Source organism: Paracidovorax konjaci, from assembly GCF_900112675.1.
GTDB classification, from domain to species: domain Bacteria; phylum Pseudomonadota; class Gammaproteobacteria; order Burkholderiales; family Burkholderiaceae_C; genus Paracidovorax; species Paracidovorax konjaci.
This window is the reverse complement of the sequence record NZ_FOMQ01000006.1, coordinates 345,112-369,808: the sequence shown is the minus strand read 5'-3', so window position 1 is coordinate 369,808 and position 24,697 is coordinate 345,112. Positions and strand designations below refer to the sequence as shown.

The following is a 24,697-nucleotide window of genomic DNA, read 5'->3' as shown; positions in this document are numbered from 1 at the left end:
GCGTTCGGCGAGACGGCGTTCATCTGGGAGGGCATGCGGCTCATCGAGGAGCGGCGCGGCGCGCAGGTGGCGAGCTATGTGTACGAGCCGGGCAGCTACGTGCCGCTCGCGCGCATCGATGCCGATGGGAACCGGCTTGCGGAGCCGGGGCCGCCGGCCGCGCAGGCACCGACATCCGCACCGACGGCTTCATCGCCCACCGCCGCAGGCATCAGCTACTTCCACACCGACCCGTCCGGGCTGCCCGAGGAAGTGACCGACGAAGGCGGCCAGGTGCGCTGGCGCGCGAGCTACCGCACCTGGGGCAGCGCCATCGAAGAGCGCTGGGACGCCGTGCGCGTGGACGGCAGCCCGGTGGCCGCCGCCCAGCAGCACGCCCCATCCGAGGCCCTGGACTTCCGCTACTACGACCCGGACATGGGGCGGTTCATCAGCCCCGATCCGATCGGGCTCGCGGGTGGGTTGAATCTGCAGCGATATGCACCTAACCCCATCTCATGGATCGATCCATTTGGATATAGCAGCTTTGATCCATTCTCCGTTGGAGAAATAACGCCTTTCCCATCTGACATCCATTTCGGACAGGACAGAATCGCCCCGAATTTCAGCACCATTGGTTCACAAGCTAACGACTCGATCGTAGGCAGACCAGTACTGGACGTTGGCGCAGACATTAAATCAGGGCGTATTCACCCCAATGAATTTGTCATTTCTTACACCATAGACCCCAACAGTGGGAAAGCAGTGTCCTTGAACAACCGTGGACTAGCCGCCCTGGCAGAAGGAGGAAAAATGCCTTCACATGCAGTTTTTGTTCCTTATGACAAGGTACCGCCCCATCTAGTCTCTGACATTAAGAACCGCCCTCCTTCCAAGACAATATCCATAACCATGAACAAAGATGGCAGTGGTTTGATAAAGAAGGTCTCTTGCTAGCATGATTCAACTCACACCTGAAACATTAGATTTCCAGATAAATACCACCGGAGTTGATATTTCATACTCTGAGATGGAGGGCCTTATAATAAGGACCAGCATTTTAAAGGATGGCGCAACCATAAGCGCAAAAATACTTTTCCCCATAGTGGCCGAATTTGAATGCATAGGCATGAATTTCTATGAACTACAGCATGGAAATATAGCCATATCCCTCCCCAACGGGGTCACAGAAGATTCTGCATTTTATAAAAACACAAACAAAAGCTCGTACTCCGAAAAGATAAAAAAATACGACCCAAGAAACAGGCTTGATCTGAATGAATATTACATCCCAGGAAATGATTCTTACATCAGAATATTATCAACAAAATACCAATTAGCCATTGAATCCAGCAGGAACAATAATAATTTCCGAAATAGCAAATTACCAATAAAAAAACTCACCAGAACCAAAAAATCGCCGGCTTTATTAAAAAACATGCAAATACAACCCACTTCAATGTTGACAAAAATAAACCACCAACAATACAGCTCCAAATGGCAATTCCGGTTTAACTTCTTTGATACACATGGTGAACCGAAATCGCCTGATTTCAAGGAAGCGATGAAGCAGTTGTCCCTCAAGCAGAAACTGCTCATCAACATCAACTGGTACGCCATCTGCTTCGGCTTCATTTATTTCTTCATCCTCGGGCTTTGGCGCAAGGCATTGAGCCTACTGGGGGGCATTCTGGTTCTGGCATTTACGCTGGGCACGATCTCCGATGGTTTGGCCAATGGCATCGGCATTGCTTTTTCCCTGCTAGCCGGCATGACGGCCAACTACGCTTACTACCTGAAGGAAACCAAAGGAAGCAATGGCTGGAATCCCTTCGAAGGCATGCGCTGGTAGCGTGGTGATCCGAGAGCAAACATCCTGCACCCGCGCTATTCACCATTCGCTATATAAAACATAGCAATCTATTGAATGAAGGCGGCGGCATCGGACCGATTTCGCTCCCACGGGCGATCCCTCCGACCTGTCCGAGGAGGTGACCGACAAAGGCTCCCACGTGCGCTGGCGCGCGAGCTACCGCACCTGGGGCAGCGCCATCGAAGAGCGCTGGGACGCCGTGCGCGTGGACGGCAGCCCGGTGGCCGCCGCCCAGCAGCACGCCCCATCCGAGGCCCTGGCGCAGAACCTGCGGCTGCAGGGCCAGTACCTGGACCGCGAGACCGGGCTGCACTACAACACCTTCCGGTACTACGACCCGGACATGGGGCGGTTCATCAGCCCCGATCCGATCGGGCTCGCGGGTGGATTGAATCTGCAGCAGTACGCGGTGAATCCGCTGTCCTGGATCGATCCCTGGGGCCTCAATGCCCAACCCGAAACAGCAGCGCAATTCGAAGAAAGAATATCCAGAATGCCCCCCTCAGAGCGAGTAGGAGCAGTAAGAGGAAAAGTCGCGAAGGTTGCGCGTAAAAATGGATGGGAATTTGATTCAAAAATAAGCAGGGCCAATAACAGAGATGTTTATAGAACGCCAGAAGGAGATCTAAGAGCAGCCGATACACAGCATGGAAGAATAGAACACACAGATAGCAAAGGCAGGCATATGGGAGAATTTGATATTGAAGGAAAACAAACCAAGATTCCAGACAAATCAGGAAAACATAATCTACGCTGCTGACATGACAGAGAAAATCAATTTAGCAAACCATCAAGAAAACCTAGAGCGCGGATGTATATTGCGCTGCGAAAGCAACGTTGACAATCAAGTCGACGCTGTTGACTTAATGATCATCGAGCTCAATATAAACAAAGAAAGAGAATACGCCTTACTCATAATAACAGGCTATAAAGCAGGCCTAATCTATACAATCCTTCCAAAGGAATCATTTCCAAGCACCGAGGAAGGACACGTTATAGACATAGAATGGTTGAGATCGAATTGGAATAAGTGGGGGTATCTAGGGTTTGCAGAAAAAGACGTTTATGTAATAAAAAATGCATGATAGGAGGACGGCAGCAAATTCTCTCCACATTTAATAGCAGCCAGGGAATTCACCTAATGAATAGTGCATACACGCATGAATGGAAATACGATGCGAGAGTCTTCTATAAAGGTGACAACACATTGCTATTGAAATTAGCTGCCGCCACATTAGGTATCTTGACAGAGCTTGATAGAGTGCTTTCGCAATTCGATTGCTTCATTTCAGAAGACGGGGACGAAAGCTACCAAAGCACCACTGGCTTCATAAACAACCATCGATTAAAAATCACTTAATGTTGACGAACGCAAACCATCAACAATATAGCCCTAAATGGCAATTCCGCTTCAACTTCTTCGATACATTCGGTGAACCGAAATCGCCTGAATTCAAGGAGGCAATGAAGCAACTGCCTCTCAAACAAAAACTGCTCATCAACATCAACTGGTACGCCATCTGTTTTGGTTTCATCTATTTCTTTATCCTCGGGCTCTGGCGCAAGGCCTTGAGCCTGCTGGGGGGCATTCTGGTTCTGGCCTTCACGCTGGGCGCCGTCTCCGATGGTTTGGCCAATGGCATCGGGATTGCTTTCTCCCTGTTGGCCGGCATGACGGCCAACTACGCTTATTACCTCAAGGAAACCAAAGGAAACAACGGCTGGAATCCCTTTGAAGGCATGCGCTGGTAGCGCGGTGATCCGAGAGCAGGCATCCTGCGTTCGCGCTATTTGCTATACAAAATATAGCAATCTATTGAATAAAGATGGCGGCATCGGACCGATTTCGCCCCCACGGGCGATCCCTCCGGCCCGAGAAGGTGACCGACGAAGGCGGTCAAGTGCGCTGGCGTGCGAGCTACCGCACCTGGGGCGGCGCCATCGAAGAACGCTGGGACGCCCATCGCAGTGGGGGAAGATAACTTCTAGCGTGGACGGTTGGCTATCGAACCCCGCAAACAGAGCAAAAATTTCCAATACCGCAGAAGCAGCAAGAAAGGCTTTTCCATAAAAAGGCAGAATTTTCTTGTTTAAAAAGCTCAAGAAAAAATCATGCCGATAAGAAATTTTATCGAATCCATCAATATTAAAAATTATTTAACAAAGGGTGGATTTAAAAATCTGATAAACAAAAGCGATCTGGACTATCATTCATTGCGCAAGGAAGCCGATGAATTTTGGAAAAGCGGTAAACAAACAGTCATTACATTCGACTATGAAGGCTCGTCAGCGAATTTTACATTCTCCGCGGACGAAGAATTAATTTTTGAAACTATCGATATATTCACACGAGAAGGGATATGGAGCGCCATCCATAATTCAAATGACGCCAGCTCATTATTTAAATTGCTAGAAATAGGTTTCGAGAAATATTCTTTGCACGAAGAACTCGTTATCCTTTTGCACAGCGAATTATCACTCCACTATGCAGAGGCTGGTGACTCATTCGAATTGAGAAAGATCGCACCAACTTTGCCAAACCTTGAGAAAATGAGAGAGTTTCTGAATAAAAATCGACTGAGCCAGTAACTTGATAGAGATAATCTCCATGATACACGTGGCGCCTGAAAATATATCTCTCCAAATCTCCACCACTGGCATGGAAATCTCATATTCAGAATTAGAGGGCCTCTCCATTAACCTCACCGTGAAAAATAACAGCGGCATCCTCGCAAGGGCCACAATATTATTTCCCTTAGTCGCAGAATTCGAATGCATCAGCATGAATTTCTACGAGCTCCATCATGGAGTTCTGAAAATCGACTTGACAGAGAACGCGTCAGCAGTGGATTCACATTTCTACCGAAATATCGACCCACATTCCTACAGAAAAAAGCTGGCAACCTATGACCCACACGCACGATTCGGGCTCGCCGAGTACTTCATACCCGGCAATGATTCCTACCTGAGAGTCATTGGGTCGAAATACCAGATCACAGAAACAGCCTGATCTCAGGCCATGATGTTCTTCCGGGCCAGATCGGCCTACCCCGCGGGCGGCCCGCCACTCCGCGCCGCCTGCATCCCCGCCAGAAACGCCCGGAACTGCCGGGCCTGGCGCTTGAGCTGGTAGTCCATTTCGGCGAGGCCGTGCACCACCTTCTGCGCCATGCGCGACTGCAGGCCGGCCGGGGGCAGTTCCAGGTATGCCTCCGATTCCGAACCGTCGCGGCGCACCACGGCGCCGGCGTTGCGGGCGATGCGCAGCATGGCGGTGTTTTCGCTGAGCGCGTGGATAAATACCATCTGCACGTCGCGGTTGCGGGCGTGCATCACGGCGCGTTCGAAAAGGCGGGCGCCGAATTTGCGGCCGCGTGCCTGGGCGAGCACCGAGACGCCGAATTCGGCACAGGCCCGGTGTTCGGGCTGGCCGCCGTAGGCCAAATGCGCCACGGCGATGAGTTCGAGCCGGCGGTTGTAGATGCCGAAGACTTCGTCGCGCACGAAATCGAGCTGCTGGACGTAGCGCAGCACCTGTTCGTCCGAGGCCGCGTAGCCGAAGCGCAGGTAGCGGTCGGCGGGTGCGAGGCGCAGCAGGTGCACGGCGATGCGCCCGCGGTGCTCGGGCCCCAGCGAGCGGATCGGCACCACGACGGGCACGCCGCGCCGCGGGGCGGCAGGGCCTGGCGGGGCGGCGGGCTCGGTGGCGGAGGCGGACATGGCGCGAATTCTAGGGTTTGCCCTAGGTTTGGCCGCAGGGCGTTGTTCGCGTGTCACGCATGGGTTTCGCTACCGGTTCTTGAATGAAAACGCATCCATGCCGCCGATTCCATTCAATAGTTTGCTACATATTTAATAGCAAACCGATGTCGCCAAGGTGTCAGACGGGCACGGCGGTGGTGCTTTTGACGCGGTCGAGCACGAAGCTGGTCTTGCAGTCCTGAACGCTCGGGTGCTTGAGCAGGGTGTCCATGATGAAGCGGCTGTAGTGCGCCATGTCGGCCACCACCACGCGCAGCAGGTAGTCCATCTCGCCGGTAAGGGCCGAGCATTCGACCACCTCGGGCCAGGTCTGCACGCTGGCGCGGAAGAGGTCCATGGGGTTGCGCTTGTGGCTTTCGGTGTGCTTTTCCAGGCGCACGTTCAGGTAGGCGGTGAGCCCCAGGCCCACGGCTTCCGGCCGCACCAGGGCCACGTAGCGGTCGATCACGCCGGTGTCCTCCAGGCGCTTGGCGCGCCGCAGCACCGCACTGGGCGACAGGCCCACCTGCTCGCCGATGACGTCGTAGGTTTCGCGGCCATTGTCCTGAAGGCAGCGCAGGATGGCCCGATCGAGCCGGTCAAGTGCGTGGGAAGCGCTCATGGCACAGGATTCTATGAACCCCCGGCGGCGCTGGGCGGCCTTGGCGCGGCCTACGCGGGTTTGTCCCCGTGGAATGGGCCGACCGGCGTCGAATAATGAAATTCGCAAAATAGAACGACCGTTCTTTTTGCGGACATACCCATAACGACGGAGACAAGCACCATGAACGGATCCCTGCGCGGCCTCGGCCGCCGGCGGGTGGCGGCGGCCTGGGCTGCCCTCTCACTCGCCCTCGCCTTCACCCTGGCCATGGCAAGCCCTGCCGCCCGCGCCGAGAGCGCCGGCTACACGCAGACGCGCTACCCGATCGTGCTCGTGCACGGCCTGTTCGGATTCGATTCGGCGCTGGGGGTCGATTATTTCTACGGCATTCCCGATGCGCTGCGCCGGGGCGGCGCGCAGGTGTTCGTGGCGCAGGTGTCGGCCACGAACAGTACCGAGGTGCGCGGCGAGCAGTTGCTCGCGCAGGCCCGGCAGGTGCTGGCGATCACGGGCGCCGCGAAGGTGAACCTGATCGGCCATTCGCACGGCGGCCCGACCATCCGCTACGTGGCCGGCGTGGCGCCGGGCCTGGTGGCCTCCGTCACGTCGGTCGGCGGTGTCAACAAGGGATCGCGCGTGGCGGACGTGGTGCGCGGGGCGCTGCCACCGGGGTCGGTGTCGGAGTCGGCCGCCAGTGCCGCGTTCGGTGCCCTGGCGCGGGTGATCGGCGCGGCATCGGGCGGATCGGGCCTGCCCCAGAAGCCGACGGCCGCGCTCGATTCGCTGACCAGCGCCGGCGCGGCGGACTTCAACCGCCGCTTTCCCCAAGGCCTGGCCAGCGGCTGCGGCAGCGGCGCCGACGTGGTGAACGGCGTGCGCTATTACTCCTGGACGGGCACGCAGCCAGTGACCAATGTGTTAGACCCGAGCGATGCCGGCCTGGCGCTGCTGGCCCCGCTGCACGGCGAGGCCAACGACGGGCTGGTGTCGGCCTGCGCGTCGCGCCTGGGCCGGCACCTGGGTGACTACCGGCAGAACCACCTGGACGAGATCAACCAGTTGGTGGGCCTGCGGGATCTGTTCTCGCCCGACCCGGTGACGCTCTACCGCCAGCACGCCAACCGCCTGAAGGCGCAGGGGCTCTGAGGCCATGGCTTCCGGCAGGCAGGTGGGCGCGGCGCTTTGCGCCGCAGCGGCGCTGGGGGTGGCCGGATGGCTGGCCGCCGGCACGCCCGCGGGCGGCCAGGGCACCGCGGGATCGAGCGGCTCTCCGGGCTCGCTCGGGGCAGGCACCCCGGCGCCGCGGCCGCCCGCCGGCCCCGACCCGCGGTTCCTGGCACCCCGCTCCGCGGCCGAGCTGGCCCTGCCGCAGGCCGACCCGTTGCTGGGCCCCACGCTGCGCGACGATCTCGAAGCCCTGCTGCAGGAGGCGCTGGAAGCCGGCGCGACCGTCGATCCGGCAGCGCTCAAGCGCCGGCTGCCGGGCCTGGTGGACCGGCATTTCGCGGCCGGCCTGCGCGAGCGGGCCCTGCTGCTCGCGGGCCGTTATGTGGATTACCGGGCGGCCCTGGGGGGCCTGCAGCCGCCCGCGGACCTGAACGATCCGCAGGCGCTGCGCGCCTCCATGGACGCGCGCGACCGGCTGCGGCGCGCGTGCTTCGAGCCGGCCGAGTACGAGGCCCTGTTCGCGGGCGAGGCCGAACTCGACCGCCACACGCTGGCCCGCCTGGAAATCCTGCAGGGCAGTGCGTCCACGCGCGGCGAGAAGGCGCAGGCCCTGCGCGCCGCAGAAGCCTCCCTGCCCGAGGCGATGCGCGCCGCCCGCGCGTCGTATGCGGCGCCCCTTGCGGTGGCGGAGCAGACCGCAGCGCTCGATGCGCGCCAGGCGGACGATGCCACCCGCCACGCCGAGCGCAGCGCCCGCTACGGCGAGGCGGCCGCCCAGGCCCTGGCCCGGCTGGACGGCGAGGAACGGCAGTGGCAACAGCGGCTGGACCAGTACCAGCAGGCCCTGGCCACCCAGGGCGACGGGCCGGCGCTGCAGCAGTTGCAACAGCAGCTCTTCACCCCGCAGGAGCGCATGCGGCTGGAAGGCGCGCTGGCGCTTCGGGCCGCGCGCCCCGTGCCCGCCACCGCGGCGGCCGGCCACTGAAGCGGCAGCCACCGCAGTCCACCGGGGCGCACGCACCAGTGCCGGCGCCGGGCACAGAGTTTTCGCAAGATTCCTGCGCGAGGTAGCCATGGGCGCGCTGTTTTCGCCAGAAATCTGAGCCTGCGTGCGCCTACAGTGCCATGACGCAGATCAATGCGCCAACCCGGAGACAAACACATGAACACCCCACTGCCCCAGCAAGCAGCCCAGGAAACCGCCGCGTGGGAGAACCCCATGGGCACGGACGGCTTCGAATTCATCGAGTACGCCGCACCGGATCCGCAGGCCATGGGCCGGGTGTTCGAAGGCATGGGCTTCAAGCCCGTGGCCCGCCACCGCCACAAGAACGTGACGCTCTACCGGCAGGGCGAGATCAACTTCATCATCAATGCCGAGCCCGACAGCTTCGCCCAGCGCTTCGCGCGCCTGCACGGCCCGAGCGTGTGCGCCATCGCCTTCCGCGTGCACGATGCCAAGGCCGCCTACGAGCGCGCGCTGAACCTGGGTGCGTGGGGCTACGCCGGCCAGGCCGGCCCGGGCGAGCTGAACATCCCCGCCATCAAGGGCATCGGCGACAGCCTGATCTATCTCGTGGACCGGTGGCGCGGCAAGAACGGCGCGAAGCCCGGCGACATCGGCAACATCGGTTTCTTCGACGTGGACTTCGAGCCCCTGCCGGGCGTGAGCGCCGAGGAAGCCCTGAACCCCAAGGGCCACGGCCTGACCTACATCGACCACCTGACGCACAACGTGCACCGGGGCCGCATGATCGAATGGGCGAACTTCTACGAGCGCCTGTTCAACTTCCGCGAGATCCGCTACTTCGACATCGAAGGCCAAGTCACCGGCGTCAAGAGCAAGGCCATGACCAGCCCCTGCGGCAAGATCCGCATCCCGATCAACGAAGAGGGCAAGGAAAAGGCCGGCCAGATCCAGGAGTACCTGGACATGTACAACGGCGAAGGCATCCAGCACATCGCCATGGGCTCGGACGACCTCTACGCCACGGTGGACCGCCTGCGCGGCAGCGGCGTGCGCCTGCTGGACACCATCGACACCTACTACGAACTGGTGGACCAGCGCATCCCAGGGCACGGCGAGAGCGTGGCCGAACTGCACCGGCGCAAGATTCTGATCGACGGCAAGAAGGACGCGATCCTGCTGCAGATCTTCAGCGAGAACCAGCTCGGCCCGATCTTCTTCGAGTTCATCCAGCGAAAGGGCGACGATGGCTTCGGCAACGGCAATTTCAAGGCGCTGTTCGAGAGCATCGAACTCGACCAGATGCGCCGGGGCGTGTTGAAGGACGCCTAAAGACACGGTCTGGTCGATTGATGTAACCAACTGCTGCACCGCAATACCCGTCTCTATACTGCGCCCTCCCCATCAAGCCCGGAGAGAGACACCCATGTTGCGTCGCAGTTACCTTTTGGCTGTTCTGATGGCTGGCGCGGCATGTGCCGCGCAGGCACAGAACGCTTCCGCACCGCTCACGATCGTCGTGCCCTACCCGGCCGGCGGTCCGCTGGACACGTCTGCCCGCATCCTCGCGGACGGCGTGCGCGGCACGCTGGGCACGGTGGAAGTGCAGAACAAGCCCGGGGCCGGCGGCAACACCGGGGCCGACCTGGTGGCCAAGGCCCCGAAGGACGGCAACCTGCTGGTGATGGGCGCGGTGGCGACGCATGCGGTGAACCCCTGGCTCTACAAGAGCTTTCCGTACGACCCGCTGCGCGACTTCAAACCCATCGCCCTGGTGGCACGCACGCCCAACGTGCTGGTGATGGGCGCGGAGCAGGCCAAGGCGCTGAACATCGAGACGACCACCGACCTGGTGCAGTACCTCAAGAAGCACCCGGACCAGCTCAAGTACGGCTCGGGCGGCAACGGCAGCATCGGCCACATCGCGGCCGAGATGTTCAAGTCGCTCACCAACACGCGCATCGCGCATGTGCCGTTCCAGGGCTCGGCGCCGGCGCTGAAGGCGCTGCAGGCGCAGGAAGTGGCCTTCGTGTTCGACAACCTCGCCTCGTCGCTGCCGCTCATCAAGGCCGGCAAGCTCAAGGCGCTGGGCGTGACCACGCTGGGCCGCGACGACGAGCTGCCGCAGGTGCGCAGCATCAACGACGAGGTGCCCGGCTTCAACGTGGTGACGTGGTTCGGCCTGTTCGCGCCGGCCGCCCTGCCCGACGCCGCGGCCCGCAAGTACGCCAGCGCCTTCACCGCCGCGATGCAGGCGCCCGCGAGCGCCGAGAAGCTCAAGAAGATGGGCCTCGACGCCGAGGACCTGACGCTGGAATCGTTCGGCCAGTTCGTGCGCTCGGAGCACGCCAAGTACGGTTTTCTGATCAAGGCCGCAAAGATCAAGATGGACTGAGCGCGGGCCGGCCCTGGCATGGGCAGTCCCGCGCAATCAAAAGAAGGAGACATGCCATGGGACAAGCCCCCGTCGTCTACGGTCAATCCGACCGCCCCCCTCGCGGCGACTATGCCCGCGCCGGCACCGACTACACCTGCGCGCAGGACTACGCGGCCTACACGCCGCAGGACCACGACACCTACCGGCGACTCTACGAGCGCCAGTCCGCGCTGCTGCCGGGCCGCGCGAGCGAGGCCTTCATCGCCGCGCTCCCCTCGCTGGGCGCGAGCGACCGCATCCCGCGCTTCGACGAGGTCAACGAGCGCCTGCAGCGCGCCACCGGCTGGGAGATCGTGGGCGTGCCGGGGCTGATCCCCGAAGTGCCGTTCTTCACGCTGCTCGCGAACCGCAAGTTCCCGGTGACCGACTGGATCCGCACGCCCGAAGAGTTCGACTACATCGTCGAGCCGGACATCTTCCACGACCTCTTCGGCCACGTGCCGCTGCTCTTCAACCCGGTGTTCGCCGACTACGTGCAGCGCTACGGCCAGGGCGGGCTGAAGGCGCACGGACTGGGCGCGTGCGAGATGCTCTCGCGCCTGTACTGGTACACGATCGAGTTCGGCCTGATCCGCGAGCAGGACGGCCTGCGTGCCTACGGCGCGGGCATCCTCAGCTCGTCGGGCGAGCTGGAGTACGCGGTGCGCAGCCCCGAGCCGCAGCGCCTGCCGCTGCAACTGGAGCGCACCATGCGCACGCGCTACAAGATCGACACCTACCAGCAGACGTATTTCGTCATCGACAGCATCGAGCAGCTCTTCGAGATGACCGAACCCGACTTCGGCCCGGTCTACGAGCGCCTGCGCGGCCAGCCCGAGTTCGCCGCCGACGAGCGCGAGGCCGTGGCGGCCTGAGCGCCGCAGGTAGCCTGGTTCAGATGGGACAAAAAAGGCCGATGGCCCCGGTGGACGCTCGATTCGGCAGCGAAGGGAGCGCCACCCCAAGCACACCGCCATCGGGCGAGGGGTTTCGCGTAGCGCGAGCTACGCCATGCCTGCTTATGGGCCGGATAAACGGATGGGCAACGAATATCCATCCATTCGATCACTCGCCGGCCTAGCATGAAGGATTCCATTCCATTGATGTCCCATGCAGGAAAACCAGGAAGATACCGACGCGCAAAAAGCGGCACTGAGGGAAATGATCGACTCCTTTTTCAGATTTGCGCAGACACCCGTTCCCTGGAATGGCGTGGTCAATGACGGCGTTGCGACAGTCTTTCACAACATGCTGACCGAAACCGCAAAATGCTCCCGGGCGCTCTCGTTCGTTCCTCGGCCGTCCGGAGGACCCGCCTCGGTGGTGTGGCTGGCCGCACAACTCGCAGGCGTGGGATACCGGAATATCCAGAAGAAGATGAGCATCACCTGCGCAAAGAAAGCCGTGCAGAATTTTCGCTCCGACTTCCAGTTGGCATCCATGGGCGCTGCCGCTTTGCAGTTCGCGCGACGGGTATGAAGCAAGCCGTTGTCGGCGCATTTTTCGGACTGTTCAGCCTCGCGGCCCCATGCGCCGACCTGACCGCCCGGCCCTGGCCCCCGGAGTCGCACTGCTCCGATTGCTCCACGCTGCAATTCGGGGGACTGGAGATGCGGTTTTCTCCCGGGATGGTCGGTCGGTTCTTCGTTCCAGCCAGCGGCCAGCCCTTCGTGACGCTGGTTCCTTCGGACCAGGCACTTCCCCAGGGTCCGGTGCTCCAGGCGATGGAGGGCCAAGCTCTTCGCAAGCGCTACCAGCGTCTTCGGATCTTCGAGCAGCACCGCATCGGCACGCCCTTGGCCTTCTATGAATTGCTCGGCGATAGTTCCCACAAGCACCCGAGCCTGGACATCGCTCGGAAAGCGGAATCCATCGTGGATGCGGTCGCCTACGAGAGGTTCGAAAAGGGAGCGCTCACGGTCGTCCGCATCCGGCACGCCGATCCCCGGTTGAACATCGCCTACCTTTTCACCGACAGGCCGGACACCTATTACATGATCTCGGGCGACATGCCGGAGAGCGTGTGGAACCAGTGGCTCTCTACGCTCAGAAGCGCAAGCATTCCGTAGCCGCGCCTCTGCCCCAGAGCGGGGACTTCGTGTGGACGAGACCGGGAGAATCCAGGCACGTAGCCGCGTGAGAGGCTCCAAGAATCCTCTTTGATGACGGCATGCAGTTTCTGACCGGGGTCGTACACCGGGCGCGGCGTGGACGCTTCGCATGCCGCTGCGTGATTTCGTGCCGGAAAAGTCAGTACAAGGGTCGGGATCTGAACATGGCGCCATACCGCCCTGCCCTCCCGTTGGCCGAATGCCCTTCCGGAGCCTTGCGATGCGTCCAGGAATCTGCCAGGCAATGCCCTGCGCATCAGCGGCTCCGGCCAGGGCAGCGCTGTCGACTTCAAAGCCGGCACGGGCCCATATCCCAGAAAGGACGCGACCCCATGACCAGTGTTTCCCGCATCAGCACGCTTGCTCGCATCCTGGGAGCACCCACAGCAGACTCCCTTTCGGGAGGCGTGGCGCGCGTTGCGCCCGTCAAACCCCGGCACAGCGCTTCCACCCAGCCCACATTGCCGGGCACCGAGCGGCGCACGTCGAACGCGGCCTCGATGGCACCCCGCGCGGATTTCGGCTTACTCGCAGGCGTGCCGCTGCGCAAGCCACGTGAGGCAACCCCGGCCTCGGCCCTGACCCCGCCCGGCACCTTCGCGCAGCGCCCGACGATGTCCCATCCCTCGCGGGCCCCAGGTAGCCTGCTCGCACCGCATGCCTACATTCAGCCGCTGCGCACCGCGCGGGCGTCTGCAGAGGCGCTGCTGGCAGCACGCTCGGGCACGCTGCTGCGGCACCCGGAGGCCCGGCGCGCCGCGGCCTGATGCGCGGCTGATACGCCGGCAGGCCAGGCATCGCCTCACGGCTCCCCAAGAATCTCCAGGCAGGCGCCCACCACGGCCGGGTGGAACGCCATCTGGACATGGGCCGTGCCCGGCACGAAGCGGTTGTCCGCGCCCTCCAGCGTGGCGGTGGTGGCGGGGTACACCACGTTGTCGCAATCGGAATAGAAGCAGGTGAAGCGGGCGCGGCCCGCGGGCGCCTCGGCACCGGCCAGGGCCTGCAGCCAGGGATGGCCCGGCAGCATCTGCACACCGTTCTCCGAGCGGCTGAACCGCGCGGCCCAGGTGCCCGCGTGCGGCGAGCCGAGCGTGACCACGCGGTGCACGCGGGCCGTGCCGGCTTCGCCGCAGGCCTTCAGCCACGCCCGCACGGCAAGCCCCCCCATGCTGTGGCCGACCACCAGCGGCGGGCGGCCCGTGGACTCGGCCACGCGCCGCACGGCCGCGTCGATGGTGCCGGCGTAGCCGTCGATGGAGCCGAAGGGCGGCTCCAGCGTGACCGCCACGAAGGCGTGGCCACGGCGGCGCAGCAGCGCGAACCAGGGCGTCCAGAATCCCCGGTTGCAGAGAAAGCCGTGCACCAACACCACGCCGCGCGGCGCGGCGGGCGCGCCCACGGGGGGAGGCGGCGGCAGCCAGTCCGGGACGGCCGCATGCCGGAAGGGCTGCCACCAGCCGAACACCCAGGTGGCCCACTGCGTTTCCGCCCACCAGGCACGCAGGACGCGCCCGGCCGGCGGCCGGGGCACCGGGTCGGCGCGGTTGTAATGCAGCATGAGCGCGAACTGCAGGCCCAGCCAGAGCCGCGGCCCCGCGAGCCAGGCGGCCGCGCCGCCCACCGCCCAGCCGCGCGAATGCGGCCAGAGCCAAGCCACCCAGCCCACCGCGATGGCGAGCTGCGCCGCCACCATCCATTGCTGCCACCGTGCATTCGTCAAAGCCCGTTCCTCCTGCTGCGCGGCGGCCACCCTGGGCCGCGCTGCGCGGATCATGTCACGCAGGAGACGAAAAACCCCGCCGCCCCGCCCTGCCCTGGGAGTGACCCGATGGACAGGCGCCCGGCGCTTTCCACAATCGGCGGCGGCGCCCCCCGATTCCATCGGCCCCGGCTGCGCCCGCCCCTGCCTTTGCCCCTGCACCCACCGCCCGCCCTCCCGCGGAGCGCGAAAGGAACCACTCCATGGACCGGATCTGGCTGAAGAATTACCCGCCCGGCGTGCCCCACGAGGTCGATCCCGAGCGCTACCGCTCGGTGGCGCACCTGCTGGAGGAATCGCTGCAGCGCCACGCGGCCCAGCCGTTCTCGGTGTGCATGGAGCAATGGATGGGCTACGCCGAGCTGGACCGCCTGAGCACGCACCTGGGTGCCTGGCTGCAGGCCCAGGGCCTGGCGCAGGGCGCGCGGGTGGCGATCATGCTGCCCAACGTGCCGCAGTTCGCCGTGGCGATGGCGGCCGTGCTGCGCGCGGGCTACACCTGCGTGAACGTGAACCCCCTCTACACACCGCGCGAACTGGAGCACCAGTTGCGCGACTCGGGCGCGGAGGCCATCGTCATCCTGGAGAACTTCGCGCGCACGCTCTCCGAGGTGGTGGAGCGCACCGCCGTGCGGCACGTGGCGATCACGGCGCTGGGCGACCTGCTCGGGCCCGTGCGCGGGCGCTGGATCAACTTCGCCGTGCGCCACCTCGCCAAGATGGTGCCCGCCTTCGACCTGCCGCTCTCGGACGGGCGGCGCGTGACGCCGCTGGGCACGGCCCTCGCCGAAGGCGCGCGGCTCACCCTCGCGCCCAGCACGGCCACACTCGATTCCACCGCGTTCCTGCAGTACACGGGCGGCACCACCGGCCTCTCGAAGGGGGCGGTGCTCACGCACCGCAACATCGTGGCCGCCACGCTGCAGGCCGAGGCCTGGTTCACGCCCGCGCTCTCGCGCATCGGCGACGTGCGGCAGGCCAACAGCATCGCGGCGCTGCCGCTCTACCACATCTTCGCGCTCACGCTGTGCCTGCTGGCGATCCGGCAGGGCTCGCACCTCACGCTGATTCCCAACCCGCGCGACATCCCCAAGCTCGTGGCCGTGCTGAAGAAGCGGCCCTTCCACATGCTGCCCGCGGTGAACACGCTGTTCAACGCGCTGCTGCAGAACGCGGACTTCCGCGCGCTGGATTTCTCGCACCTGTGCGTCTCCCAGGCTGGCGGCATGGCGGCGGCGGAGGGCACCGCGCGCCAGTGGCAGAAGGCGACGGGCAGCACCATGATCGAAGGCTGGGGCATGAGCGAGACCTGCGCCATCGGCACCAACAACCCCGTGGACAACGCGGAGTTCAGCGGCACCATCGGCCTGCCGCTGCCGGGCATCGACATCGCGATCAAGGACGACGCGGGCCAGAGCCTGCCCCTGGGCCAGTCCGGCGAGATCTGCATCCGTGGCCCCAACGTGATGGCCGGCTACTACCAGCAGCCCGAGGAGAACGCACGCGCCTTCACGGCCGACGGTTTCCTGCGCACGGGCGACATCGGCGTGATGGACACGGCCGGCCACACGCGCATCATCGACCGCAAGAAGGACATGATCCTCGTGTCCGGCTTCAACGTGTTCCCCAACGAGCTGGAGCAGGTCATCTCGCTATGCCCCGGCGTGCTCGAGTGCGCGGCGATCGGCGTGCCCGACGAGAAGCAGGGCGAGGCGATCAAGGTGTTCGTCGTGCGCAGCGACCCCTCCCTCACCGAGGATGCCGTGGCCCGCTACTGCCACGAACACCTGACGGGCTACAAATGCCCGCGCCACATCGAGTTCCGCGACGCGCTGCCCAAGACCAACGTGGGCAAGATCCTGCGGCGCGAACTGCGCGGCCCGGCGGCCTGACCCCCCACCGCGGAGGGATTGACAGACATCGGGCGGGGTGACGACAGTCGCGGTCCATTCAAACACCAGGGAGATCTTCATGGGCACCATCCGCCCCCGTTCCTTCAACCCACTGATCGCGGCCTGCACGCTGCTCGCCGCGGCCATGCCCGCGCTGGCGCAGAGCACGTTCACTCCGCCGGTGGAGCCGGAGCCCGGCATGTGGGCCTTCGACGGGGAGCTGAACGGCAAGCCCGGTCGCAGCCTGCAGATCGACATGCAGAACGGCCGGGCGATGATCGTGTCGTACCTGGGCTATCGCGGCGACGGCAGCTCCGTCTTCCTGCAGGCCAGCGGGCTGCGCGCCACCGATTCTTCGGCCTTCCAGGGAACGCTACAGGAGTTCCGCAACGGCCCCGCGATCGGCGCGGGCGGCAGCGCAGGCGCCGGGGAACTCGCGGCCAACACGGGGCCGATCCAGATCACCTTCGACTCGGCCACCACCGGGACGGTGACGCTGCCCGGCGACGTGCCGCGCCGCATCTCGCGCTTCCACTACGAGGAGTACCCCATCCGCTTCAGCAACCAGTTCGCGGTATATGGGAACTTCGACCGCTTCGTGGGCGCCATCGTGCCGGTCACGCTCGACATCAAGGCAGAGAACGGCGTGTTCACGATGAAGTACATCCACACGGGAACGGCGCAGTGCGATTTCAGCGGCACCTACCGGCTGCTGGGCGGCGGCCTGCAGTCCGAGGGCAAGGTGGCCTGCAACAGCGGCCTGGCCGGCCCGACGGACGGCACCTACCGGATCGAGCGGCTCACGGTGGACCGCGCCGGCATGATCACGGGACGGATGTACATGGCGCGTGACACGCAACTGTATGCGCGCGTGGACTTCGCGGGGGCGTGCCTCAATTCCCGCGCGGCGGTCTTCGCGGCAGGCGGCCGCCCTGGCTGCGGCTCCAGCGATCTGGGCCTGGCACCCTGAAGAGCGGGCTCTCACCGCGGCCAGCGCGCCCCTTCCGGGCATACGGCCGGAATGGGCAGCGCCATCCGCCCGGGGCCGGTCCGTGGACCGGGCCCCTTTTTTTGCGGCCATATGTAAGCAATACCGCGTTTTCGGCGGGAAGCGGACAAGTAACTCCTTGCCCAATGGATGGGCGCAAACGTTTGCGCAAACGTTTTCTTTGATTAACATAGCGGCCGCCGCGCCCGCCCGCGTGAAGCAGGGAGCGCCGACAGCCGACTTATTCTCTTTTTCCGCCCATTACAACCAGGAGACATCCATGCCCTTGAACCGCCGCACCCTCCAGACCGCCGCCGTGCTCGCCCTTGCCGGCGGCCTGTTCGCGCAACCGGCTTTCGCGCAGGACAAGCCCAAGGTGGCGCTGGTGATGAAGTCCCTCGCCAACGAGTTCTTCCGCACGATGGAAGACGGCGCCAAGGCGCACCAGAAGGCGCATGCGGGCGAATACACGCTCATCGCCAACGGCATCAAGAACGAGACCGACACCGCCGCGCAGATCAAGATGATCGAGCAGGCCGTGGCCCAGAAGGTGAGCGCCATCGTGCTCGCACCGGCCGACTCCAAGGCGCTGGTGCCGGCCGTGAAGGCCGCGGTGGACAAGGGCATCCTGGTGGTCAACATCGACAACCGCCTGGACACCGACGCGCTCAAGGAAAAGAGCCTGAACGTGCCCTTCGTCGGCCCCGACAACCGCCTGGGCGCCAAGCTCGTGGGCGACCACCTCGCCAAGTCGCTGAAGGCTGGCGACAAGGTGGGGATCATCGAAGGCGTGTCCACCACCTTCAATGCGCAGCAGCGCACGCTGGGCTTCCAGGACGCGATGAAGGCCGCGAACATCACCGTGGTGGGCGTGCAGTCCGGCCAGTGGGAGATCGAGAAGGGCAACACCGTGGCCGCGGGCATGCTGCGCGAGCACCCCGACCTGGTGGCGCTGCTGGCCGGCAACGACAGCATGGCGCTGGGCGCCGTGGCCGCCGTGAAGGCCGCCGGCAAGGCCGGCAAGGTGCAGGTGGTGGGCTACGACAACATCAACGCCATCAAGCCCATGCTGGCCGATGGCCGCGTGCTCGCCACGGCCGACCAGTACGCCGCCAAGCAGGCAGTGTTCGGCATCGAGATGGCCCTGAAGGCGCTGTCCGCCAAGACGCCGCAGGCCCAGCTGCCCGCCGAGGTCAAGACCGACGTGGTGCTGGTCACCAAGGGCTCCGCCGCCAAGTGACCGGGCCAGCGGGCGGGCTGCGGGCGGCACGCTCCGGCGCCGCCCGCCCCGGCCTGCCGCTGCCCTTTTCCCACTTCTCCCCGCTTTTCCCGCTTTCCGCACCGCCGCGCGCCGTGCGGCCCCCTCCTTCCTCCGGGCTTAGCTCACCGTGGCCGACCTCCCTCCGCACACCGCCGCTCCCACGCCCGTGCCCCCGCCCCTGCTCGAGATGCTGGGCGTGGGCAAGGACTACCACACCACCACCGTGCTGCACGGCGTGACGCTGTCGCTGCACGCCGGCGAGGTGCTCGCGCTCACCGGCGAGAACGGGGCGGGCAAGAGCACGCTCTCCAAGATCCTCTGCGGGCTGGAGCCGGCCACGCGCGGCGGCCTGCGCCTGGCGGGCGAGCCCTACGCCCCCCTGTCGCGCCGCGACGCGGAGCGCCAGGGCGTGCGCATGGTCATGCAGGAGCTGGGCCTCGTGCCCACGCTGACCGTGGCCGAGAACCTCTTCATGGGCCGGCTGCCGCACCGCCTGGGCTGGCTGCGCCGCAACGCGCTGCACGGCGCGGCGCGCGCGCAGCTCGCCAAGATCGGTCTCACCGGCATCGACCCCGCCACGCCGGTGGCGCGGCTGGGCATCGGCCAGCAGCAGATGGTGGAGATCGCGCGCAACCTGCAGGACGACACACGCATCCTCGTGCTGGACGAGCCCACGGCCATGCTCACGCCGCGCGAGACGAACTATCTCTTCGAGCAGATCGCGCGGCTCACGGCGCGCGGCGTGGCGATCATCTACGTATCGCACCGGCTCGAAGAGCTGCGCCGCATCGCCGACCGCGTGGCCGTGCTGCGCGACGGCGCGCTCGTGGATGCGCGCCCCATGGCCGGGCTCACCGAGGCCGACCTCGTGCAGCGCATGGTGGGCCGCGCCGTGAGCGACCTGGAGCACCGCCCGCGCCGCGCGGCCGGCCCCGTGGTGATGCGCGTGGACGGCATCGGCCGCGGCACCGCCGTGCAGGACGTGAGCCTCACGCTGCGCGCGGGCGAGGTGTTTGGCATCGCGGGGCTGGTGGGCTCGGGCCGCACCGAGCTGCTGCGCCTGCTGTTCGGCGCCGACCGCGCCGACCGGGGCAGCCTGACGCTGGCGAACGATTCCGAGCCCCAGGGGCTCCATGCCGCCGGATCCATTGAAAAGATTGCTACAAAAACAATATCAAACCAACACCCCGGCAGCACCGGCGGCCGCACCTACGCGCGCGGCTTCCGCTCGCCGCTGGCGGCCATCGCCGCCGGCATCGGCCTGGTGAGCGAGGACCGCAAATCGCAGGGCCTGCTGCTCACCCAGCCGATCCGCGTGAACGCCACGCTCTCCGATCTCTCGGCCGTCTCGCGCGGCGGCTGGCTGCGCCGCGCGCACGAGAGCGCCGTGGTGCAGGGCTTCATCCGCACGCTGCGCGTGCGCTGCCGCGGCCCGGAGCAGCCCGTGGGCCAGCTCTCGGGCGGCAACCAGCAGAAGGTGGTGTTCGCACGGTGGCTGCACCGCGACGGCCGCGTGCTGCTGCTGGACGAGCCCACGCGCGGCGTGGACGTGGGCGCGCGCGCCGACCTGTATGCCGAACTCGACCGCATGGCCGCCGAAGGCCGCGCGCTGCTGATGGTGTCGTCCGACCTGCGCGAACTCATGGCCATGGCCGACCGCATCGGCGTGATGAGCGGCGGCCGGCTGGTCGCCGTGTTCGAGCGCGGCGAATGGACCGAGCAGTCGCTGCTGGCCGCCGCGTTCTCCGACACGGATCCCGCCGCCGCCGGTTCCGCCCCCACTTCTTCTTCCGCCCCCGCATGACCACCGCCCAACCCACCCCCCATCCCACCGCCCCCGCCGCGCCCGCCGCGCCGCTCTGGCGCACGCAGCTGGGCACCTACCTGGGCCTCGCCGCCGTGCTGATCGGCATGGTGGCGCTGTTCTCGTGGCTCTCCGAATATTTCTGGAGCGTGGACACCTTCGTCACCATCGCCAACGAGATCCCCGCGCTGGCCGTGATGGCGGTGGGCATGACCTTCGTGCTCATCATCGCGGGCATCGACCTGTCGGTGGGTTCGGTGATGGCGCTGGCGGCCGCCACCTCGGCCGCGGCCATCCTGCAGTGGGGCTGGAGCGTGCCCGCCGCCGCGGCGCTGGCGCTGGCCACCGGCCTCGTCTGCGGCACCATCACGGGCGCCGTATCGGTGGCATGGCGGCTGCCCTCGTTCATCGTCTCGCTGGGCATGCTGGAGGCCGTGCGCGGCAGCGCCTACCTGGTGACGGATTCGCGCACCCAGTACGTGGGCGATGCGATCTCCTGGCTGGCCGCGCCCGTGGTGGCCGGCGTGTCGGTGGCGTTCGGCGTGGCGCTGCTCATCGTGGTGGTGGCGCAGCTGGTGCTTTCGCGGTCGGTGTTCGGGCGCTGCATGGTCGGCATCGGCACCAACGAGGAAGCCATGCGCCTGGCCGGCGTGGACCCGCGCCCCATCCGCATCGCGGTGTTCGCCCTCACCGGCCTGCTGGCCGGCCTGGCGGGCCTCATGCAGTCGGCGCGCCTCGAGGCGGCCGACCCCAATGCCGGCGCCGGCATGGAGCTGCAGGTGATCGCCGCCGTGGTGATCGGCGGCACCAGCCTCATGGGCGGACGCGGCTCGGTGGTGAACACGGCCTTCGGGGTGCTCATCATCGCCGTGCTCGAAGCGGGCCTCGCGCAGATCGGCGCGAGCGAGCCGAGCAAGCGCATCATCACCGGCTGCGTGATCGTGGCCGCCGTCATCATCGACACGCTGCGGCAGCGCCGCGCGGCCGTCTGACGCCGGCGCCCCAAGCATGGCGACCATCAAGGACGTGGCCCGGCAGGCGGGTGTCTCCGTCACCACCGTCTCCCATGTGATCAACGGCACGCGCCACGTGAGCGACGAGGGCCGCGCCCGCGTGGAGGCGGCCGTGCGCGACCTGGGCTACGTGCCCAGCGCGATCGCCCGCAGCCTCAAGAGCAACCACACGCGCACGCTGGGGATGCTGATCCCCAACAGCTCCAACCCGTATTTCGCGGAAGTGGTGCACAGCGTCGAGAACCGCTGCTTCGGCGCGGGCTACAACCTGATCCTGTGCAACACGCACGACGAGGCGCACCGCCAGGGCTCGTACCTGCAGGTGCTGGCCGAGCGGCGCATCGACGGGCTGATCGTCGTCTCCACGGGGCAGGACGCCACCCTGGCGCGGCAGCTCGAAGGCCTGGGCGTGCCCACCGTGCTGGTGGACCGCGAGATCGAGGTGCCCGAGCAGCCCTGCGACCTGGTAGAGACCGCGCACCGCCAGGGCGGCATGCTCGCCACGCGGCACCTGCTGTGGCTGGGCCATCGGCGCATCGCCTGCATCGGCGGGCCCGCGGGCCTGGCGCCCAGCGAACAGCGCATCGCCGGCTGGCGCGATGCGCTGGCCGAGGCCGGCGTGGGCGCGGACGGCCTGCTCTGGCACGGCGACTTCACCAGCCAGGGCGGCTACGAGGCCATGCAGGCCGTGCTGGCTTCTGCCCGGGCGCCCACGGCGGTGTTCGTGGGCAACGACCTCATGGCCATCGGTGCGCTCTGCGCGGCCCACGAACGCGGGGTGCGCGTGCCCGAGGCGCTGTCGGTCGTGGGCTTCGACGACATCGAACTCGCCGCCTTCACCAGCCCGCCGCTCACCACCGTGTCCCAGCCCAAGCAACAGATCGGCGCGCTCGCCGTGGACATGTTGCTCGAACGCATCGACGGCGCGCGGCGCGAGCAGCGCCAGGTGCTGCTGCAGCCCGAGCTGAGGCTGCGTGCCTCCACCGCGGTCTTCGCGACCGCCGGTGCCCCCCCGGCGGCCGCGCGCGGCCGCCCCCTTCCCCCGATTCCCGCATGACCGAACCGCACGCCTTTTCCGCCCCCACCGCTTCCGCGGACGCTCCGCGCATCGCCGTGGTGGGCAGCCTCAACATGGACATCGTGCTGCGCGTGGCGCGCGCCCCCGGCGCGGGCGAGACCGTGATGGCCGAATCGCTGGACCACATCCCCGGCGGCAAGGGCGGCAACCAGGCCGTGGCCTGCGCCCGCCAGGGAGCCCGCGTGCAGCTGCTGGGCCGCGTGGGCAACGACGCGCACGGCCAGGCACTGCGCGCTGCGCTGGAGGCCGACGGCATCGGCCACGCCGAAGTGCAGACCGACCCCGCCGCGCCCACCGGCGTGGCCGCCATCACGGTGGACGCCACGGCGCAGAACCGCATCGTCGTGGTGGCCGGCGCCAACGGCCGCTTCCAGCTCGACAGCGCGGCCCTGGGCGCGGTGCTGCAGGGCGCCAGCAACCTGCTGCTGCAGTTCGAGGTGCCGCTCGCCCAGGTGGTGGCCGCCGCCGGGCTGGCGCAGCGGCTGGCCTGCCCCGTGGTGCTCAACCCCTCGCCCATGCAGCCCATGCCGGACGCGCTCTGGCCGCTGGTGGACACGCTCGTGGCCAACGAGGTCGAGGCCGCGCTGTTCGCCGGCTGCGACGTGGAGACGCCCGACGACGCCGCCCACGCGGCCCGGCTGCTGCGCGCGCGCGGCCCGCGCCGCGTGGTCGTGACGCTCGGCGCCGCCGGCGCCGTGGCCAGCGACAGCGACGGCTGCCGCCACCACCCGGGCCTGCGCGTGCAGGCCGTGGACACCACCGCCGCGGGCGACACCTTCCTGGGCGCGCTCACCGTGGCGCTGGCGCGCGGCGAATCGCTCGACCTGGCCGTGCAGACGGGCATCCGCGCCGCCGCGCTGTGCGTCACGCGCCCGGGCGCGCAGCCCTCCATCCCCACGCTCGCCGAAACCCTTGCCAGCCCCCTGCCCCCCGACTGGAGCCGCACCGCATGAAACGCACCGCCCTGCTGCACGCCGAACTCTCCCACGCCATCGCCACGCTCGGCCATGGCGACATGCTCGTCATCGGCGACGCCGGCCTGCCCATCCCCGAGGGCCCGCGCCGCATCGACCTGGCCGTCACCCCCGGCCTGCCGGCGGTGGCCGACGTGCTGCGCGCCGTGCTCTCGGAGATGCAGGTGGAGCGGGCGCTCGTCGCCACCGAGGCGATGGAGCGCGCGGGCGGGGCCCTGCCCGCGTGGGCCGCCGCGCTGCCCGTGGCGCCACAGGCCCTGTCCCACGAGGAATTCAAGCGCCTCACCCGCGGTGCGCGCGCCGTGGTGCGGACCGGCGAGTGCACGCCCTATGCGAACGTCATCCTCTGCGCGGGCGTGACGTTCTGACCCCCCCTCAGGCCCCGTCCGGTAGCGCGCCGCCGCGCGCGGACCGCCACAGGTCCCACAGGTGCAGCGCCCGTCCCGCGCTGACCCCCGTGAAGATGCCGTAGAGCAGGCTGGTCGCGGTGGCGAACACCGGGTGGTGCGCCATCGCCGGCTGCAAGGCCAGCACCACGGCCACGGTGTACTTGGTGCAGAAGATGCCGAGCATCAGCAGCAGCGGCCGGAAACTCCCGGGCCCGTGGAAGACCGCGTCCGCCGGGTCGAAGCGGAGGCCGGCGGGCGCGGGCCGCGACAGCACGGCGGCCGCGGCGGCCACCGCCGCGACGGCCCAGGCGGCCCAGGCGGCGGGCTGCCCGCGGTGGGCCACCGCCATCCCGTACAGAGAGAAAGCCGCCAGGAAAGCCGGCAGCAGCAGGGCCCGCCACAGGGGCGTGCGGAACGGGCGCGCCTGCCGCAGGCCCAGCCCGGTCAGCACGGCCAGCAAGACGAAGACCCAGGCAGGCGTGGCCCGGAGCATGGAGACGACGAAGGTCATGGGATTTCCTGGTGAAGCGCAACGACGCGGCAGGCCACTGTCGCGTTCCCGGGCCCTGCGGGCCAGCGCCGGGCGACGGGCTGCGCCGCCAGGGCGCGAAGGGTTGCGCCGGATGGATGGACGGCGGTAGCCGGTGCCATACTTTGCGCCATGAGCGCGGAGCCCCC

The 24,697-nt window shown here is 66.1% G+C and carries 27 protein-coding genes and 1 pseudogene; 24 read left to right on the top strand and 4 right to left on the bottom strand.

Annotated elements, in window-relative coordinates; all coding sequences use genetic code 11:
- From BM144_RS12060 to BM144_RS22735, 8 genes and pseudogenes are all read left to right on the top strand, one after another.
- A partial coding sequence (locus BM144_RS12060; RefSeq protein WP_175525998.1) for an RHS repeat domain-containing protein occupies positions 1–936 on the top strand: 936 nt, incomplete at its 5' end.
- 1 nt (position 937) lies between these two features.
- Positions 938–1,831: a DUF2628 domain-containing protein gene (locus tag BM144_RS23310; RefSeq protein WP_217644341.1), complete on the top strand. Its 894-nt coding sequence runs from the start codon at positions 938–940 to the stop codon at positions 1,829–1,831.
- Between the two features lie 289 nt (positions 1,832–2,120).
- A pseudogene (locus BM144_RS23800) lies at positions 2,121–2,297 on the top strand (RHS repeat-associated core domain-containing protein); the annotation flags it as partial.
- Positions 2,298–2,613: 316 nt separating this feature from the next.
- Positions 2,614–2,937 (top strand): Imm45 family immunity protein, encoded by a 324-nt coding sequence (gene imm45, locus BM144_RS22745; RefSeq protein ID WP_139225701.1) that lies wholly within the window; start codon positions 2,614–2,616, stop codon positions 2,935–2,937.
- 274 nt (positions 2,938–3,211) lie between these two features.
- Complete coding sequence (locus BM144_RS12045; protein ID WP_092952488.1) at positions 3,212–3,604, top strand: DUF2628 domain-containing protein; 393 nt, start codon at positions 3,212–3,214, stop codon at positions 3,602–3,604.
- A 74-nt stretch (positions 3,605–3,678) separates the two neighbouring features.
- On the top strand, positions 3,679–3,834 hold the full coding sequence (locus BM144_RS23730) for an RHS domain-containing protein (RefSeq protein WP_092952486.1): 156 nt from the start codon (positions 3,679–3,681) through the stop codon (positions 3,832–3,834).
- A 130-nt stretch (positions 3,835–3,964) separates the two neighbouring features.
- Positions 3,965–4,441 (top strand): hypothetical protein, encoded by a 477-nt coding sequence (locus BM144_RS22740; protein WP_139225700.1) that lies wholly within the window; start codon positions 3,965–3,967, stop codon positions 4,439–4,441.
- 1 nt (position 4,442) lies between these two features.
- A complete protein-coding gene (locus BM144_RS22735) occupies positions 4,443–4,862 on the top strand; it encodes a hypothetical protein (RefSeq protein WP_139225699.1) in 420 nt (139 codons plus the stop codon).
- 35 nt (positions 4,863–4,897) lie between these two features.
- Here BM144_RS22735 and BM144_RS12035 read toward each other — a convergent pair whose 3' ends face one another.
- Both BM144_RS12035 and BM144_RS12030 read right to left on the bottom strand, forming a co-directional pair.
- On the bottom strand, positions 4,898–5,572 hold the full coding sequence (locus tag BM144_RS12035) for a GNAT family N-acetyltransferase (RefSeq protein WP_092952484.1): 675 nt from the start codon (positions 5,570–5,572) through the stop codon (positions 4,898–4,900).
- Between the two features lie 160 nt (positions 5,573–5,732).
- Positions 5,733–6,215 (bottom strand): Lrp/AsnC family transcriptional regulator, encoded by a 483-nt coding sequence (locus tag BM144_RS12030; RefSeq protein WP_092952482.1) that lies wholly within the window; start codon positions 6,213–6,215, stop codon positions 5,733–5,735.
- A gap of 162 nt (positions 6,216–6,377) precedes the next feature.
- On the opposite strand from BM144_RS12030, the gene BM144_RS12025 reads away from it, so the two are divergent.
- The 8 genes from BM144_RS12025 (at position 6,378) to BM144_RS11990 (ending at position 13,625) form a co-directional block, all read left to right on the top strand.
- The gene (locus BM144_RS12025) at positions 6,378–7,343 is read left to right on the top strand and encodes an esterase/lipase family protein (protein ID WP_092952480.1); all 966 of its coding nucleotides are present in this window, start codon (positions 6,378–6,380) and stop codon (positions 7,341–7,343) included.
- Between the two features lie 4 nt (positions 7,344–7,347).
- Positions 7,348–8,349 carry a lipase chaperone family protein gene (locus tag BM144_RS12020; RefSeq protein WP_092952478.1) on the top strand — a complete coding sequence of 334 codons (1,002 nt, stop codon included), beginning with the start codon at positions 7,348–7,350 and terminating at the stop codon, positions 8,347–8,349.
- Positions 8,350–8,526: 177 nt separating this feature from the next.
- Positions 8,527–9,663, top strand: coding sequence for a 4-hydroxyphenylpyruvate dioxygenase (gene hppD / locus BM144_RS12015; protein ID WP_092952476.1), 1,137 nt, complete (start codon positions 8,527–8,529; stop codon positions 9,661–9,663).
- A 94-nt stretch (positions 9,664–9,757) separates the two neighbouring features.
- Positions 9,758–10,726, top strand: a complete 969-nt coding sequence (locus BM144_RS12010; protein WP_092952474.1) for a Bug family tripartite tricarboxylate transporter substrate binding protein — start codon at positions 9,758–9,760, stop codon at positions 10,724–10,726.
- A 56-nt stretch (positions 10,727–10,782) separates the two neighbouring features.
- Positions 10,783–11,622 (top strand): phenylalanine 4-monooxygenase, encoded by an 840-nt coding sequence (gene phhA / locus BM144_RS12005; RefSeq protein WP_092952472.1) that lies wholly within the window; start codon positions 10,783–10,785, stop codon positions 11,620–11,622.
- A gap of 235 nt (positions 11,623–11,857) precedes the next feature.
- Positions 11,858–12,226: a hypothetical protein gene (locus tag BM144_RS12000; protein ID WP_092952470.1), complete on the top strand. Its 369-nt coding sequence runs from the start codon at positions 11,858–11,860 to the stop codon at positions 12,224–12,226.
- Positions 12,223–12,816, top strand: a complete 594-nt coding sequence (locus BM144_RS11995; protein ID WP_092952468.1) for a hypothetical protein — start codon at positions 12,223–12,225, stop codon at positions 12,814–12,816. The genes BM144_RS12000 and BM144_RS11995 overlap by 4 nt, the downstream gene beginning before the upstream one ends.
- Positions 12,817–13,190: 374 nt before the next feature.
- Positions 13,191–13,625 carry a hypothetical protein gene (locus BM144_RS11990; protein ID WP_139225698.1) on the top strand — a complete coding sequence of 145 codons (435 nt, stop codon included), beginning with the start codon at positions 13,191–13,193 and terminating at the stop codon, positions 13,623–13,625.
- Between the two features lie 35 nt (positions 13,626–13,660).
- On the opposite strand, the gene BM144_RS11985 is transcribed toward BM144_RS11990, so the two are convergent.
- Positions 13,661–14,581 carry an esterase/lipase family protein gene (locus BM144_RS11985; RefSeq protein ID WP_092952540.1) on the bottom strand — a complete coding sequence of 307 codons (921 nt, stop codon included), beginning with the start codon at positions 14,579–14,581 and terminating at the stop codon, positions 13,661–13,663.
- A 242-nt stretch (positions 14,582–14,823) separates the two neighbouring features.
- Here BM144_RS11985 and BM144_RS11980 point away from each other — a divergent pair, with 242 nt between their 5' ends.
- From BM144_RS11980 to rbsD, 8 genes are all read left to right on the top strand, one after another.
- Complete coding sequence (locus BM144_RS11980) at positions 14,824–16,512, top strand: AMP-binding protein (RefSeq protein ID WP_092952464.1); 1,689 nt, start codon at positions 14,824–14,826, stop codon at positions 16,510–16,512.
- 79 nt (positions 16,513–16,591) lie between these two features.
- Positions 16,592–17,482 carry a hypothetical protein gene (locus BM144_RS11975; protein WP_092952462.1) on the top strand — a complete coding sequence of 297 codons (891 nt, stop codon included), beginning with the start codon at positions 16,592–16,594 and terminating at the stop codon, positions 17,480–17,482.
- Positions 17,483–17,780: 298 nt separating this feature from the next.
- A complete protein-coding gene (locus BM144_RS11970; RefSeq protein WP_092952460.1) occupies positions 17,781–18,740 on the top strand; it encodes a sugar ABC transporter substrate-binding protein in 960 nt (319 codons plus the stop codon).
- Positions 18,741–18,948: 208 nt separating this feature from the next.
- Positions 18,949–20,565: a sugar ABC transporter ATP-binding protein gene (locus BM144_RS11965; RefSeq protein ID WP_175526006.1), complete on the top strand. Its 1,617-nt coding sequence runs from the start codon at positions 18,949–18,951 to the stop codon at positions 20,563–20,565.
- Positions 20,562–21,557 (top strand): ABC transporter permease, encoded by a 996-nt coding sequence (locus tag BM144_RS11960; protein ID WP_092952456.1) that lies wholly within the window; start codon positions 20,562–20,564, stop codon positions 21,555–21,557. Before BM144_RS11965 ends, BM144_RS11960 begins: the two co-directional genes overlap by 4 nt.
- 16 nt (positions 21,558–21,573) lie before the next feature.
- Positions 21,574–22,635, top strand: a complete 1,062-nt coding sequence (locus BM144_RS11955) for a LacI family DNA-binding transcriptional regulator (protein WP_092952454.1) — start codon at positions 21,574–21,576, stop codon at positions 22,633–22,635.
- The gene (gene rbsK / locus BM144_RS11950) at positions 22,632–23,609 is read left to right on the top strand and encodes a ribokinase (protein WP_092952452.1); all 978 of its coding nucleotides are present in this window, start codon (positions 22,632–22,634) and stop codon (positions 23,607–23,609) included. The genes BM144_RS11955 and rbsK overlap by 4 nt, the downstream gene beginning before the upstream one ends.
- The gene (rbsD, locus tag BM144_RS11945; RefSeq protein ID WP_092952450.1) at positions 23,606–23,998 is read left to right on the top strand and encodes a D-ribose pyranase; all 393 of its coding nucleotides are present in this window, start codon (positions 23,606–23,608) and stop codon (positions 23,996–23,998) included. Before rbsK ends, rbsD begins: the two co-directional genes overlap by 4 nt.
- Positions 23,999–24,005: 7 nt before the next feature.
- Here rbsD and BM144_RS11940 read toward each other — a convergent pair whose 3' ends face one another.
- On the bottom strand, positions 24,006–24,530 hold the full coding sequence (locus BM144_RS11940; protein WP_092952448.1) for a DUF6622 family protein: 525 nt from the start codon (positions 24,528–24,530) through the stop codon (positions 24,006–24,008).
- Positions 24,531–24,697: the final 167 nt, after the last annotated feature.